This window comes from Azohydromonas australica DSM 1124, from assembly GCF_000430725.1.
GTDB classification, from domain to species: Bacteria; Pseudomonadota; Gammaproteobacteria; order Burkholderiales; family Burkholderiaceae_C; genus Azohydromonas; species Azohydromonas australica.
The window spans coordinates 32,231-45,530 of sequence record NZ_AUMO01000055.1; the positions used below are offsets into that span (position 1 = coordinate 32,231).

General features: G+C 65.9%; 13 protein-coding genes. 6 read left to right on the forward strand and 7 right to left on the reverse strand.

The window, feature by feature from the left end:
- Positions 1-84: 84 nt before the first annotated feature.
- From H537_RS0109800 to H537_RS0109815, 4 genes are read right to left on the reverse strand one after another with little or no spacing between them, the layout of a single operon-like run.
- Complete coding sequence (locus tag H537_RS0109800; RefSeq protein ID WP_051242293.1) at positions 85-789, reverse strand: nitroreductase; 705 nt, start codon at positions 787-789, stop codon at positions 85-87.
- A complete protein-coding gene (locus H537_RS0109805; RefSeq protein WP_028997781.1) occupies positions 786-1,358 on the reverse strand; it encodes an NADPH-dependent FMN reductase in 573 nt (190 codons plus the stop codon). The genes H537_RS0109800 and H537_RS0109805 overlap by 4 nt, the downstream gene beginning before the upstream one ends.
- A 38-nt stretch (positions 1,359-1,396) precedes the next feature.
- Positions 1,397-1,957: a 4-hydroxylaminobenzoate lyase gene (locus H537_RS0109810; protein ID WP_028997782.1), complete on the reverse strand. Its 561-nt coding sequence runs from the start codon at positions 1,955-1,957 to the stop codon at positions 1,397-1,399.
- 8 nt (positions 1,958-1,965) lie between these two features.
- On the reverse strand, positions 1,966-2,955 hold the full coding sequence (locus H537_RS0109815) for a tripartite tricarboxylate transporter substrate-binding protein (protein ID WP_028997783.1): 990 nt from the start codon (positions 2,953-2,955) through the stop codon (positions 1,966-1,968).
- A 249-nt stretch (positions 2,956-3,204) separates the two neighbouring features.
- On the opposite strand from H537_RS0109815, the gene H537_RS0109825 reads away from it, so the two are divergent.
- Both H537_RS0109825 and H537_RS52500 read left to right on the forward strand, forming a co-directional pair.
- A complete protein-coding gene (locus H537_RS0109825) occupies positions 3,205-4,191 on the forward strand; it encodes a LysR family transcriptional regulator (protein ID WP_028997784.1) in 987 nt (328 codons plus the stop codon).
- Entirely contained in the window at positions 4,166-4,567 is a 402-nt protein-coding gene (locus H537_RS52500; protein ID WP_169516982.1) for a tripartite tricarboxylate transporter substrate-binding protein, read from the forward strand. Before H537_RS0109825 ends, H537_RS52500 begins: the two co-directional genes overlap by 26 nt.
- A 274-nt stretch (positions 4,568-4,841) precedes the next feature.
- On the opposite strand, the gene H537_RS50810 is transcribed toward H537_RS52500, so the two are convergent.
- A complete protein-coding gene (locus tag H537_RS50810) occupies positions 4,842-6,623 on the reverse strand; it encodes a carboxypeptidase regulatory-like domain-containing protein (protein WP_084150566.1) in 1,782 nt (593 codons plus the stop codon).
- Between the two features lie 1,189 nt (positions 6,624-7,812).
- Between H537_RS50810 and H537_RS0109835 the strand changes: the two genes are divergently transcribed.
- Entirely contained in the window at positions 7,813-8,289 is a 477-nt protein-coding gene (locus tag H537_RS0109835) for an HU family DNA-binding protein (RefSeq protein ID WP_310733012.1), read from the forward strand.
- Between the two features lie 158 nt (positions 8,290-8,447).
- Here the strand turns inward: H537_RS0109835 and H537_RS0109840 are convergent, their stop codons facing one another.
- Complete coding sequence (locus H537_RS0109840; protein ID WP_051242297.1) at positions 8,448-8,747, reverse strand: SWIB/MDM2 domain-containing protein; 300 nt, start codon at positions 8,745-8,747, stop codon at positions 8,448-8,450.
- A 196-nt stretch (positions 8,748-8,943) separates the two neighbouring features.
- Here H537_RS0109840 and H537_RS0109845 point away from each other — a divergent pair, with 196 nt between their 5' ends.
- Together H537_RS0109845 and H537_RS0109850 are read left to right on the forward strand one after the other, a co-directional pair.
- Positions 8,944-9,330 carry a hypothetical protein gene (locus H537_RS0109845; RefSeq protein ID WP_156901576.1) on the forward strand — a complete coding sequence of 129 codons (387 nt, stop codon included), beginning with the start codon at positions 8,944-8,946 and terminating at the stop codon, positions 9,328-9,330.
- A gap of 18 nt (positions 9,331-9,348) precedes the next feature.
- Positions 9,349-11,046 (forward strand): hypothetical protein, encoded by a 1,698-nt coding sequence (locus tag H537_RS0109850; RefSeq protein ID WP_156901577.1) that lies wholly within the window; start codon positions 9,349-9,351, stop codon positions 11,044-11,046.
- A 344-nt stretch (positions 11,047-11,390) separates the two neighbouring features.
- Here H537_RS0109850 and H537_RS42115 read toward each other — a convergent pair whose 3' ends face one another.
- Positions 11,391-11,588, reverse strand: coding sequence for a hypothetical protein (locus tag H537_RS42115; RefSeq protein ID WP_156901578.1), 198 nt, complete (start codon positions 11,586-11,588; stop codon positions 11,391-11,393).
- A 1,253-nt stretch (positions 11,589-12,841) separates the two neighbouring features.
- Between H537_RS42115 and H537_RS0109860 the strand changes: the two genes are divergently transcribed.
- Positions 12,842-13,297, forward strand: a complete 456-nt coding sequence (locus H537_RS0109860; RefSeq protein WP_028997789.1) for a VOC family protein — start codon at positions 12,842-12,844, stop codon at positions 13,295-13,297.
- Positions 13,298-13,300 lie beyond the last annotated feature (3 nt).

The following is a 13,300-nucleotide window of genomic DNA, read 5'->3' on the forward strand; positions in this document are numbered from 1 at the left end:
CGCAGTGTCTGTTGGAGCGAAACTCCGGCCGTCAGATGGTATATATCTCAACCAAAACACAACCCTCATGGCCGAGTACGCAAGCTATGGCAGGTCGAATCCGAGGAATGTGGAGAACCGCTCTGCAGCCTCGCGCGGCACCGCAAGCGAGTTAACCGGCGCGCTCGGGTCTGCATAGCCAAGTGACATTCCGCACACGACCGCATCGTGCTCACCAAGCCCGAGATGCCTGGCGATGACGCTCTGGTAACGGACGAAGGAAACCTGGGGGCAGGTGTCAAGACCGCCGGCCCGCGCGGCCAGCATCACGTTCTGGATGAACAACCCGCAGTCCAGCCAGCTGTGAGGCGTGAGCCTGCGGTCCAGCGAAAAGATGAGGCCGATCGGAGCACCGAAGAACTCGAAGTTGCGTCCCGTCTGCCGCTTGCGGGCAGGCGCATCGCCGCGGTCTATACCGAGAGCGGCATAGTACGAGGCGCCAAACTGCTCCTGGTTCATACGCAGCCTCTCGGGCAACACCGCTGGAAAGTGCGCCGCCGGCGGAAATGAATCCGCCTCGTGCGCGGCCAGCAGTTCCTGGGACAGCGCGGCCTTGGCCGCCCCGGCCAGCACATGGACACGCCACGGCTGGGTATTGGAGTTGCTTGGCGCCCAGGACGCCAGCCTCAGGATGTCCAGCACTTGTTGCCTGCTCACCGGATCCGGCCGGAAGGCCCGCACGGATCTGCGCGAGCGCAACAGGTGCTCGATGCCGGGACCGGGCAGGTCCGGCTGGAGTTCCGCTGTCATTGCGCCGCTCCTTGCCGCAGCGCACGTGCCGTGGCGACCAGCCGCGTCATCAGTTGGCCCAGCAGCGCCCTGGCCTTCTCGTCGACAAGGCTGCCGTTCATGCCGAACTTGTCCCGGGCGGAACCGATCAGGACGTCCGGCTGGCTGACGACAACCATGTCCAAGGCGGCCATGATCTGACGCAGCTGGCCCTGGGCACGCACGGTGCCGAGCGCTCCCGGCGAGGCCCCGATCACGGCGCCGACCTTTCCCGCCCAGCTGTTGTGCCCCATCGGCCGCGAACCCCAGTCGATCGCGCTCTTCAAGGCCGCCGAGATCGAGGCGTTGTGCTCGGGCGTCGCAAACAGGATCGCGTCGGCGCCCTCCACGGCCGCCTTGAGGTCCGACACCTCCGCCGGCAGAGGGGTTTCGTGCTGCTGCGCATAGAGCGGCATCTCGTGCAGCTCGAAGACCTCCAGCGTGCTGCCTGACGGCAGCTGCTGTGCCGCCGCAGCCAGCGCCATCCGGTTGAATGAGCCGTCACGAGTGCTTCCCGCGATGCCGAGGATCTTGACGTTCCGATCTGCCATGGAAATCTCCTCTCTGGTTGTATGGGTGAGGAGGCCGTTCAGTCGGCCTGATGCAGCGTGTCCGGCGTGTTCGAGACCGGCTTCACTTCATAGGAAATTCGTCCCGCCGGGAGGTAGAACAGGGCGATCACGGCACCGCCTTTGCCCTCGGGATAGTGGTGGCTGCCGGGAGGCGGCGCGGTCCAGCCGCCATGGCACCACCCGTTCGGCCCTGCAAGCGCCGCACCCTCGTTCAGCGCGATGACCATGTTGAACTCACCATACGGATGTGAGTGGTAGTCGCCCCTGAAGCTGCCCTCGGGATTGCCCTGCTGGTTACCCGTGCTGTCCATGTAGACGGCGGTGATGCTGAAGTGGAAGGTTTCTTCCGAAGGCTCGGCAATGCGGCTGCGGCGGTACTTTCGGCCCTGGATTTCCACGTTCGCCGCCCAGCCTTCCTCGATGCCGGCCCGCACCAGCGCAGCCAGCTCCTTGTAGAGACTGCTGTTCGGCCCGTACTCGCGGTTGAGCCAGGCTTCGACCTCGGTGCCGGGTGTCATGTCCTTGATCTCCCGCAGGAACGGGATGCTGCGCTCGATGAGCTGTTGACGCTTGTCCATGTGTGCTCCTATTGCTGCGACGTGAAACCGGATGCCTTCACGATCGGCCGCCAGCGCTCGCGCTCCTTCGCAAGCCTCTGCACGAACTCGCGTGGAGACAGCGTGATCGGGTCCATGCCGATCTGGTCGAACCCGGCCTTGACCACCGATGTTTGCGACGCCACCTTCGTGGCCTCATACAGCGCGTTGACTGTTGAATCGCTGGCCTTCGGCGGCAGGAAGAGGCCGTAGGTTTCCGCGCCCTCCACACCCGCTAAACCCTGCTCGGCGAACGTCGCGACCTTGGGCAGGAAGCGCGAACGCTGCTGTCCGGTGGTGCCGAGAATGCGGAGCTTGCCGGTGGCCAAGTACGGCAGAAAGTCACCCACGAAGCCGAAGTAGCTGGCGATCTGGCCACCCAGCAGGTCTTGCAGCGCAGGCGCCGACCCTCGATATGGCACGTGCTGCAGGTTCAGACCCGCGGCCTGGCTGAACCGGAAGCCCAGGAAGTGAGCCACCGATCCGGCCGCCGGCGACGCATACATCGCCTTGTGCGGCGCCTCCTTTGCCCAGCGCACGAACTCAGCCAGGCTCGTGACCGACTGGGGAGCCATGCTGCTCACGGCGAAGGCACACACCGCCTCGCACACGGGCGTGACCGGTGTGAAGTCGTTGGTGCTGTCGTAGGCCAGGTTGGAATAGACGTGGGGATAGATCGTCAGCGAGGAGGTATGGGTGCACAGCACCACGCTTCCGTCGGCTCGCTCCCGCTTGAGCTGGGCATTGGCCACACGGCCCGCGGCGCCCGCGCGGTTATCCACGATGTACGCCCGGCCCTGCTGGCGCCATGCGTCGGAGAAGCGGCGTGCCGTCTGGTCCAGCGTGCCCCCGGCGGGATAACCAACCAGGACCCTGCCCGGCTGGGTTGACGACTGGCTGCGTGCGAGCAGTGGCATCGTCGTGCCCGCGAGGGCCGTCAACAGGCCCTTGCCGAAGGCTCGGCGCGAGGGTTGGTCCATGATGTCTCCGTTGCGTCAAGGTGGTATGGGTCGGGAACGGCTTCATGGTGCTGCCAGCGCGGGGGTTACAGAAGCGGTATCTGTGCAGGTGCGCTATGCACGCCATGCAACTCATGCCGGGAAACCCATGCCGGCGCAGGCCCAGGCGGGTGAGCTCCGGCTCGCCCAACCTCCCGACGGCCCATGCAGCGCGGGAGACGCCGGCGTCGGCACAATGAAGCTCGTGCAACCCATCAACCAGAGGGACCGGTGAATTTCGACCGCATCGACCTGAACCTGATCCGGGTCCTGGACGTCATCCTGGAGGAGCGCAACCTCGTGCGTGCCGGCCTGCGGCTGCATCTGAGCCAGTCGGCAGTCAGCCATGCCTTGGCGCGTTTGCGCGAAGCGATCGGCGACGAGCTGTTCGTGCGGACCGGCAAGGGGCTGGAGCCCACTGCGCGCGCGCTTGCGATGGCACCGTCGCTGCGCGAGGCCCTCTCCCGGATCGAGGAGTCACTGGGGGTGCAGCCCTTCGATCCTCAACGTTCGGCGCGGCGCTTCTTCATCGCTGCAAACGACCACGTCACCGCAGTGCTCGTGGCCAAGTTGAGCCGACGTCTAGCGGCACGGGCTCCAGGCATCTCGCTCGTCATCCGGCCGTCGACACGGATCGACCTGGCCGAGCAGATCGATGTGGGTCGCATCGACTTGGCGATTGGCGTCTTTGCCGAGGTCCCCAAGCGCCTGCGCTCCCAAGCCTTGGCGTCCCTGGGGGAGGTGATGGTGATGCGCAAGGGGCATCCTGCAGCGCGTCGTCGCCTGACGATGGCTGACCTGGCGAAGCACCCACTCCTCACGGTCTCCGTCGGCGGTGACGAGGAAGGTGCTGTCGGCGGCTTCATCGTCGAGCGCGGGCTCGCGCGCCAGTCGGAAATGTTCGACCGCCGTTCGCTGGAAGAAGCTTTGAAAGATGCGGGGCTGGTGCCCAACATCCGCGTCACCGTGCCGCATTCGCTTGCGATTCCGAGCCTGCTGCTCGACTCCGACATGCTGTCCATCGTCCCGCAGAGCTTGGCGCAGGAATTTGCCTCAGGCAACCGGATCCTGGTTCGCAAGCTTCCCTACAGCTCTCAGGAATCTGTCCTGCGCGCGGTCTGGCATCGGCGCAACGATCATGACCCGGCATGTATCTGGTTGCTCGACGAAATACGTGCTGTGGCTCAGGCCTATGAACCCGGCGATCCGCATCGCTGATCGCTGGCAGCGAAGCATGCGCGCGTCGCTCTTGCGTCGCGACGCCGGGCGCGGTGGCCTGCCCGGGCGGGGCGGGCAGGCGGTTGACTCAGTGGAAAGGGGGACGCCCACGATTCCCGTGCCCTACAAGGGCGCGGCTGCTGCACTCACGGACTTGATGGACGGCCAGATCGGCCGTGATGTTCACGATCGTCCCTACGGCGCTGCCGTTTATCGAGTCGGCCAGTTGCGTGCAATCGGCGTCACTGGTGCGTTTCGGGATGCGCTGCGCCATCCGGTGCTCGTGGTCCGGGCGTTGCCGGCCCGTGTGACGCCGGCGCGTTATCTGCAATCCGTGCCGACGACACTGGCGCGACCGTGGCATGTGCAGCGGTAGCTCCTCGCGCACGGGCGTGAGCGGCCGCGCAGCGGGCGCAAACTCGGGCGACAGCGGCCATGCAATCCCGAGTCAACCGGCGCTGCGTCGAAGGCTCCCCCTGCCAGCCGCGCCGTGCCCTTGGCATTTGACCCACCATGCAAAAAGTCGGCAGCCGTCGTGCCAGCTGCCGGCGTCACGTGCGAACACCGGTATCGATGCAGCGCCGCGGTGGCACGATTGAAGCTTCCGTGCCGCCCGTGCCACCAAGCTCACCGGTGTCGCAACACCCTGGTCAATTGCCGCCGCACAAGGTGGGGGCTGGGTTCACAACGGCAGCAGGAAGTGCCGGCGACCATGCATTGACCGTCTGCAGCGTCACGGTGCAGTCCGCGGCCACGACCACGTCAAACACATGCCAGTAGAGGTTGGCTGCCTCACCGGGCGGCGGCGAGAAGACGTTGGTCGCTCCCGCGCGGGTGATCTCGACGCGTACCGGAGAGTTCGTCATGTCGGGTGCGAAGGTCTCGCTGAAGTTGTTCACCACGTAGCGATAGGTTCCTACCATCAGCTTGGTCACGGTGACGACTTCCGGACCGTTTCCGTCCGTGTCGTCCACGTCCAGCGCAGCAAAGGGCGACGCCACCAGGCTGCCCGTATCGCTGAACCAGACGTGCGAGTTGTCCGGCAGCAGCAGGTGGGAGTCCACGTCCTGCGGCAGGCTGCCCCAGGTCAGCTTGATGCTCAGGCTGGCCTCGTTGTTGGAAACCACCAGGCACTCGGGCAGCGTGTAGTCGGTGGCCGAGGCCGTCGTCGAGACGGTGTTGGTCAGCCGGGTGCCGGAGATTCCGATGATCGTGGCCCGCGCATTTCGCTTGATGGCAATGCGGAACGTCCCGTCTGCGGCGGTGACTGCAGCGGAGGAGCCGCTGTAGTCGATGCCGTCGGAAGCCATCCTGGCACCAGCAACTGGCTGGTTGCCCTCATCGCGCACACAGCCGCTGACGAAGATGGTCTCGAGCACCTGATCGGCGTTCCAGTAACTGAAGTGCGTCACAGTGCCTTCGTAGTACTGGTTGGGTGCCACACCTTGCAGCGTGGCACTGCCTTCCTGCACCCACCGGGCCGCCGTCTCGTCGAAGTAGAACAACGGAATGGTCGCCGGCACGGCAGCGGCCGGCGTGCGGGTGCTCAGCGGAATGCGCACCGTCGCAGTGGCTCCCCTGGCCAGGTTGTAGCGCACGCCAGCTGCATCGGTGATGTCGACCAGCATGGCGCCGAAGCTCTCGATCGGGGTAGGCGCCCCGGACACCAGCGCCGTGTAGTCGCCCGGCATCTGGTTGACATCCACGGCCGGAGCGATAGGTGTCACGGCCACTTGCACTGAGCCAGTGGCCGCAGTGCCATCGGGACGAGCGATGCCGTTGGCCGGCAGGACGACTTGCGCAGTAGACGACGGCACAGCCACCGTACCTCCGGATGCCACATCCACGGCCTGCGTTGTCCCAACGGGAAGCAGTTGCACCGAGAGCTGCGTCGTGGCCGAGGCAAGCACTTCGGCCGGCTTGACGGTCCTTGCGTAGTCCGGTGCGGAGAACACCGCCACGACCCTCGAATTGGCCGGCACTTCCATTGTGTAGTTGCCACCTGCATCGGTTACGGCACTGGTGTTGCCGACCATGACGGTAGCGCCCTGCAGCGGAGCGCCTGCCGCAGCGAGGACTCGCCCGGCGAGTGTGCCCCTTGGTGACGCCGTCACGTGCAGTGCGGCGGCGGCACTCGTGACGCTGCCTCGGGCGTTGGTCACCACGACGGCGAACTGCGCGCCTTCATCCGCCAGGGACGCCGGCGGCGTCGCGTAGGAGGCGGACGTGGCGCCCGGGATGACGACGCCATTGCGCTGCCATTGGTAGCTCAACGGAGCATCGCCGGCTGCTACGACTGCAAACGTGGCAGCCGTTCCCTCGTTTACGGTCTGGGCAACCGGCTGAGTACTGATGGTCGGGGCGTTCCCGCCGACGACGGCCCCGCCGCCATCGCCGTCTCCTCCGCATCCCGCCATTGCAAGCAGCAGCATGAGCGGGATCAGCCAACATCTCTTCAGTAGGTATAGCAAGTTGGTGCTCCTTGATGAATATGCGTGGCAAAGACGCGAAGCTGGCGTCAAAGCGGATGCGCGGCGCAACCGGGAGCACGCGGCTGCCCGATTCGCATGGGTGTACGGTAGAGCAGTAGCTAACTTCAACGTCAAAGTTGGGCGTGCCGCCCGATGTGCGGGGGCAGCGGTGAGCACAACCCGCGGTCGTGCACGGGGTGCCGACCCCGGCTGGCTCGCGGCCAGTTTGCCTGCGCTTGCCTTGTTGAGAGCAGCCCGAGCGTTGACGAAGTTGCTGGTGCGTCGAAGTAGGCGCAGTGGCGCCACGGTCGGTGCTTCGATGGGGCACGAGGTGAAGGCACAGGCAGCGGCGTGGGGCCCCAGGGTGCGGCAATGCGCGCAACGAGGCGCCTCAAGCGACGCGCCGCGCGGCGACGCCCGTCCCAGGCGGGTTGGCCATCGTTAGCCAGGACCAGGTCGAGACGCTACCCGCCAAGCTGACGCTTCTGGAGATTTCGGGGATAGACGAAGTTCGGATGGGTGGCCAGGCATGAGGGCTGACCGCGCTGAGGTGCAGCCGGCCAACGTTGGGGTGAATCGCTCGCTTGATGGCGTGCATCGAGAGGCAGGACACCAGCGCATGCGGGTGCAGCGTCGGGCATGGTGGCTTGGCCGCTTGGAACCTCGCGCCGCTTGTGCACGCATTGCCCGGATCTGGGCGAAGTGCATGCCGCGACCTCGCATAAACACGCAAGTAATCTTCTTGCCCCGCACGACCCGCGCTCGCTTGCCACAGTGACCAAGCGGCCGGCGGCGCTCTCGCCGGACGTAGGGCACGCCCGGATCCTCTGGCGCCCGGGCTTTGCCGGCGTCCAGGCCTTGAGAGTACTTCTGCCGGGCCGGCGCGTGACGATCCACCGCTCCAAGAGCGACTTCTGGAGAGCGCCGGTGGGGGCATCGCCCAGGCGCGCGTGAAGTGGCCTGCCCAGTAGCAACAGCGCGGGAGTAGCTGCACACCGCACTCACCATGGGATCCGTGCTGCGCTGCGTGGGCAAGGGCGGGGGCGTGTGCAGCGAGGCCCTGCATCCAGCCCCCCGAATCCGCCGCCTGCGCACCCTGCGTTCCATGACCCAGGTGCCCGGTGGCTGGCGAGCCGCTCACTGATGGTGGATGCAACAGCCGGCACTGCCGCGACCAAAATCGCCGCGCGCCAATGTCAAAATCCTGCGCCTCAACTCACCATGCAAGCCACGCATGCACCGTAACGACCTGGCTGCCCTGCTGGCAGAACAACACGAGCTCTCCAAGGCCAGCGCCGCGAAAGTGCTCGGCACCGTGATCGACGCCTTGTGCTCGGAGCTCAAGAAGGGCGACGCCGTGGCCCTGGCGGGCTTTGGCACCTTCAAGCTCGGCCAGCGTGCCGCGCGCACCGGCCGCAATCCCGCCACCGGCGACAAGATCAAAATCGCCGCGCGCAAGCTGGTGAAGTTCTCGCCTTCCACGTCGCTGGCGGGCCTGGTGGATCCAAAATTCGCCAAGGCCCGTGTCGAAAAGGCCGCTGCCAAGCAGGCAGCCCCGGCCAAGAAGGCTGCAGCCAAGACCGCTGCCACACCCGCGAAGAAAGCAGCTGCAAAGAAGGCCGCCTGAACTGGGCCAACGGCGACCGCTGGCTTGGGCATCACGCCGCGCTTGAAGCGGCTGCGACGGATATCTCACGCCAACTGAAAAAGCCCCAGGGGACAGGGCTTCTTCATCATGGAAGATGATCGCCACAGTGCCGCTGCCGGCATCGCGGCGATGCGGCTTCAAGCCAGGTGCTTGCTGACCAGCCCCGTCATCTCGAACATCGTGACCTCGTCCTTGCCCATGACCGCCTTCAAGGCGTCGTCGCACAGGATGTTGCGCTTGTTCGCCGGGTTCTGCAGGTTGTGCTGCTTGATGTAGTCCCAAAGGCGCTTGGTGGCTTCGGTGCGTGGCAACGGATCGGCCCCGATGATGGCCGCAAGTTCGCGACTGGGCTTCAAGGACTTCATGAAGGCGCTGTTCGTCTGGGTATCAGTCTTGGCCAATGCAAATGCTCCTGCGGTGTAGATGGGGCGCAGCATACCGCTTCGAAGACTGGCGCTTTGCCGTCCCGTGGAGTCGTTTGCCTCGTGATCGGGGTTTGGCCCCATGGCCCGTCGTTGCCGCGTTGGTCATGCGCACACAGGGGGCGCGCCGCGACCGCGCACTTGGCATTCCTGCTTTGCGCGCCCAGTCTGGTGAAATACTCCAACATTGAATTACCCAGGGAACCCAGCAATGAGTCACGACATGATGGACGCCACAGGCGACGCATGGGCGGCTGCCCAGCTCGTCCGGTCCTTTGAAGACAGCGATCAGAAAAAGCGCCTTGCGGGGCTGGATCCCATCGAACGCGAGGCGCTGATCCGCGCCATTGCCCAGGTGGCTGATCGCAAGGCGGCGTCCTATGCACGGGCCCTGTCCGGCGAGCTGCCGGGCCTTGCCGCATGGATGAAGCGCGATCCGGACTTGGCCCGGGCCACGGCGCTGCTCAACAAGCACTTTCTGGCGATCAATTCGATCGCCGCACGACCCGGCGTGCCGGCCGCCAGTGGCGTGTCCATGGCACCGGCCGGCGAGCACGACACTGCAGCGGACCAGGCGCAGCAGGCCTTGGCATTCTGAACACTCCGGGAGCACCACGTGGCAAAGCCTGATTGGTCATCGAAGCGTCGTGACGGCGACCGCGGCCGCAACCGTGACCGCAACACCCGTGAGCCGATGCTGGACAACGTGATCCTGCACCCGGCGTCGAACAGACGTCCCAGCGGGCCACGGCAAGACAACTCCAAGCCGCAGGTTGCCAAGCAAGGCGTGAAAGGCGCCTTGCGTGCGGCCAATCTGCGGCTGCTGCTGGAGAACGCGCCGGTGCGGGAAGCCTTGGCGCTGGTGGCCGAGGTGCCCTTGGAGCGGCTTGAGGCCATGTCCCAGGGGGCGCTGTGCCCCGACGAGACTGCCTTCCATATCGAGCGGACACTGAAGCTGCCCGGCAAGTGGCTGGACGGGCTCAACAAGGAGGTCCCGCAGCGCACGCTGGAGTTGCTGAAGAACCCCGACCGCGCCGGGCTGCTCGACGACGAGGACTTCGAGGACGGTTCACCGGTGCTGGATCCCGTGGGGAACGCCACCTCCGCACAGCCAGCGGCCGAAGTTTCAGCCGTTGCCCAACCGGCATCCGCCTCAACGCAGGCTGCCGCTCATGCTCCTCACGCCCGGCAGGCTCGGAAGGTCGAGGTCGCGAACTCGGCCGCTGTCGAACCCGATTCCGGGGTCGCAAGCAGCGAAGGAGCAAAGACGGCGCAAGCAGCAAGCCCGGCGGTCGATGCCGCCCAGGCGCCTGCTGCTCCCGAGAGCGTGCAAGCCGCAGGCAAGCGCGCTGCAAAGGCGTCCAGGCGAGCGGCGGCCGCCGCTGAAGCCCAGTTGCCCCTGTCCGAGATTGCACCGCCCTCGCAGTCTGGTTCGAACGAGATCTCCTCCATGGCATCGCCCGAGTTGCGCAAGCAGAACCTGACCGTGCTGCTCCAGGGCAAGGGCGCCAAGAGCGCGCTGGCCAGGGTCCTTCATGCCAAGCCACCGTACGTGTCGGCCATGCTCAGCGGGCGCAAGAGCCTGGACAAGGATCTCTGCAACGGGATGGCTCGCGCGCTGGGCCTGCCCGATAACTGGTTCGAGGCGCCTCGCACGGCAGCGGACATTCCTGCCGCCACGCTTCAACGCCTCGTGTCCTTGCGGGACACAACAACCGACGCCCACACGGCTTCGAGCGGCAACACGGCTGAAGCCGCACTTGCGGTTGCCAGCGGCACATCCACCGAAGCCACGGCAGATCCGACTGATTCGGGTGGCCTGGGTCCCGCCCTGGCTGGCACTGCTGCAGGCGATGTTGCCACCCACGCTGCCCCCAACAAGCAACGGGGACGGCGCTCCCAGGGCGCAATCCAGCGCGGCAGCCAGCAGCCCACCGAGCCCACGGCGCTGGCCGGAGCGTCCCCCAGCGGGGGCACCACCGCTGCGCCCCAGGCCGAACCGCTGGCGCCGGTCATGGTTGAAGCGCAGCCCGCGACGCAGGCACCTGAGCCGGCGTTGCGTACCGAAGTCCTGGCGCCTGCTGCACCGGCCCCGGTCGCAGCACCGGTTGCGGCTCCGGCACCTGTGAAGGCTCCCCAGGCCGCGCTGCAAGCCGCTGACTTCACGCCGCCGTATTCGCAGCCCTTGGTCATCGAAGGCGGCCTGGCGCCCATCACGGAAGCGCTCATCAAGATCCTGGTGCTCAAGGCCAGGCAAGGCGCGCTTTCCGAGGACAAGGCCTTCGAGCTGCTGGGTGAAGCGCGCTTGCTCTGAGTTCCTGGCTTTCCCGAACGCCGGTTCGCTTGTCCGCCCGGCAGCGATGGCGTGCCGAAGCTGCGTTGCCGCTGCCCAAGAACAGAGGGCAGGCTTTTCGGAGATGGTGGGCCCGCTTGCGCCAATCTGGCCGTCCACCAGGGCTCATTGCAAGCTGCCGGAGCTGCTGAAGCTGCGTATGGCCGGTGAGCGACAGGCACGACCTGCCGGAGACGGCTCGGATCTGGCAACCCCTACCGATTCAGGGGACGACACTGGACAGGACGTCGGTCCTGCAGCGGCTGGCACGACGACGCGCATGACCGGGCTCGCCGGCCGCTCACGGGCTTTCAGGGAAGCGAAGATCAGCGCGGCGTGGCCGCCCACTGCATCACGAGCGCGGGCTCAGCGCCGAACCTTTCGCGCAGCGCAAAAATCTCGTGGCGGACTTGCCGGAGGCTCAATTCACCACGAAAGGCACGCCGCTCCAGATCGGCCATGGCCGAGAGGTATTCAGCGGGCGGTCCTTCGGCAGGTGAGCGGGAAAGCGAGTTGTTGTCCATGGTCAGCGTCTGGGTGGAGAGGGCTACCGCCAAGGGCGCTCGTCCAGCCAGGAAACTGATGAACGCCTCAGCTATCGGTGTGCTGCATGGCGTCAATTGTCATTCCTCAAGCGCTGCCGTACATCACGGAAATCACGTAAGCCCAAACCCTGGGCTGCCCGGCGCTCAGTGCTACTTGATAGGCACCCCGATGTCGTGCTTTCGATACGGCCGGCACAAACCGCTTTCCGAGCTGACGAGCAAAGGGATCCTTGGGCGCAACGAGACGGTCTGCGCAGTGAACTCTGCCGCTCCCAACCCTGGCGGCAGCGCGCCGTCCCTAAAAACTGGTGAGTCCGTCCACCAACGCTTCAGGCTCAAAGACCAGGCCGGTCATTTCGGCAGACGTCGAATGCTCAACAGGATCAGCACGACGCTTGCGAAAAGAATGGCTCCGAATACGGGGCAGCACCACGCAGCCCCAGGACGTCGGTGAGTGCCCCAAGTCCTGTGGTTGAAGCCGCAGAATCCAGGTAGCCGGCCACCCGATACATCGAAATGAGCTGCGCGCGGCGGCTCGCGGGTGCGCGCTCCGTCAACGCACCCCAGTGCTGCCGTGCACACGCCGCTCAGCGCACCGCTGCCAAGCCCGGTGAGCCGCCGTCCGATGAACAAGCTCGCCAGGCTCGATACCCACGCAAATACCAGCGGACCCGACAACACCACGACCAGCGTCGGCACGAGCACGACGCGACGCTGCGCATGACGGTCCGATACACGACCCATCGTCATCAGCGACGCTGAGCATGCCCACGGCATGGACCGAGAACAACGCCGTCAGCGTTGTCGACGAGAACGGCCAGCGAGACGGGCAGATGCCATAAAGCGGCGGCGGCGCCGTGCTGCCGAACAGCGCACTGCCAAGCGCCAGCGCAAGCAGCGCCCGCACTGTCCCGATCGTTGAAGCCACGTTCAGAGAACGCCCGTCGTCGGGATGAAGCAGAACAGCCCGCTAGTGAGACCGTAACGCCAAGCGCCAGCATCAACGGCACGGGTGCGGCCTCCAGTAATGCCATGGCTGCGCATCCGCCATGTCCCGATTGCAGCAGGGATCCGCAGCAGATGCCGGGCCACCGGCAGTGCTCGAGGCCGCCTGCAGCGACTGAGACAGCGCCGCTGAGCATGCCCCTAACCCGAGCAAGCCGGCTTGCAGTTCGTGAAAACGTCGCCTACTATTTATCCATCGATAACTTAAGACAGATTTGGAGACCTCCATGTCGATCAGCAAGCTGGCCCATTTTTCAGTCCGTACCACTTCGCTCGAAGCGTCACGGCGCTTCTACACGGAGATCCTCGGCTTCAAGGAGGGCTACCGGCCGGCCTTCAAGTTCCCGGGGCTTTGGCTCTACCGCGGCGGCGACGAGGCCGACTTCGGGGTCGTCCACATCATCGGCATCGACGAGAACGATCCCGAGGGGCTGGTGCAGTACCTGGGCGACAAGGCGAGCGCATCGCTGCACGGCAGCGCGGCGGTGGACCACCTGGCGTTCCTGGCCACCGACCTGCGCGCGATGCGCGGCCGGCTCGACGGCGCCGCGCTGCCCTACCGCGAGCGGACCGTGCCCGACCTGGGGCTGCACCAGCTGTTCGTGGAGGACCCCTCGGGCATCACGATCGAGCTGAACTTCCCGGCCGCGGAGGCGCAAGCCCTGCACCAGGGCCAGCACTGAACC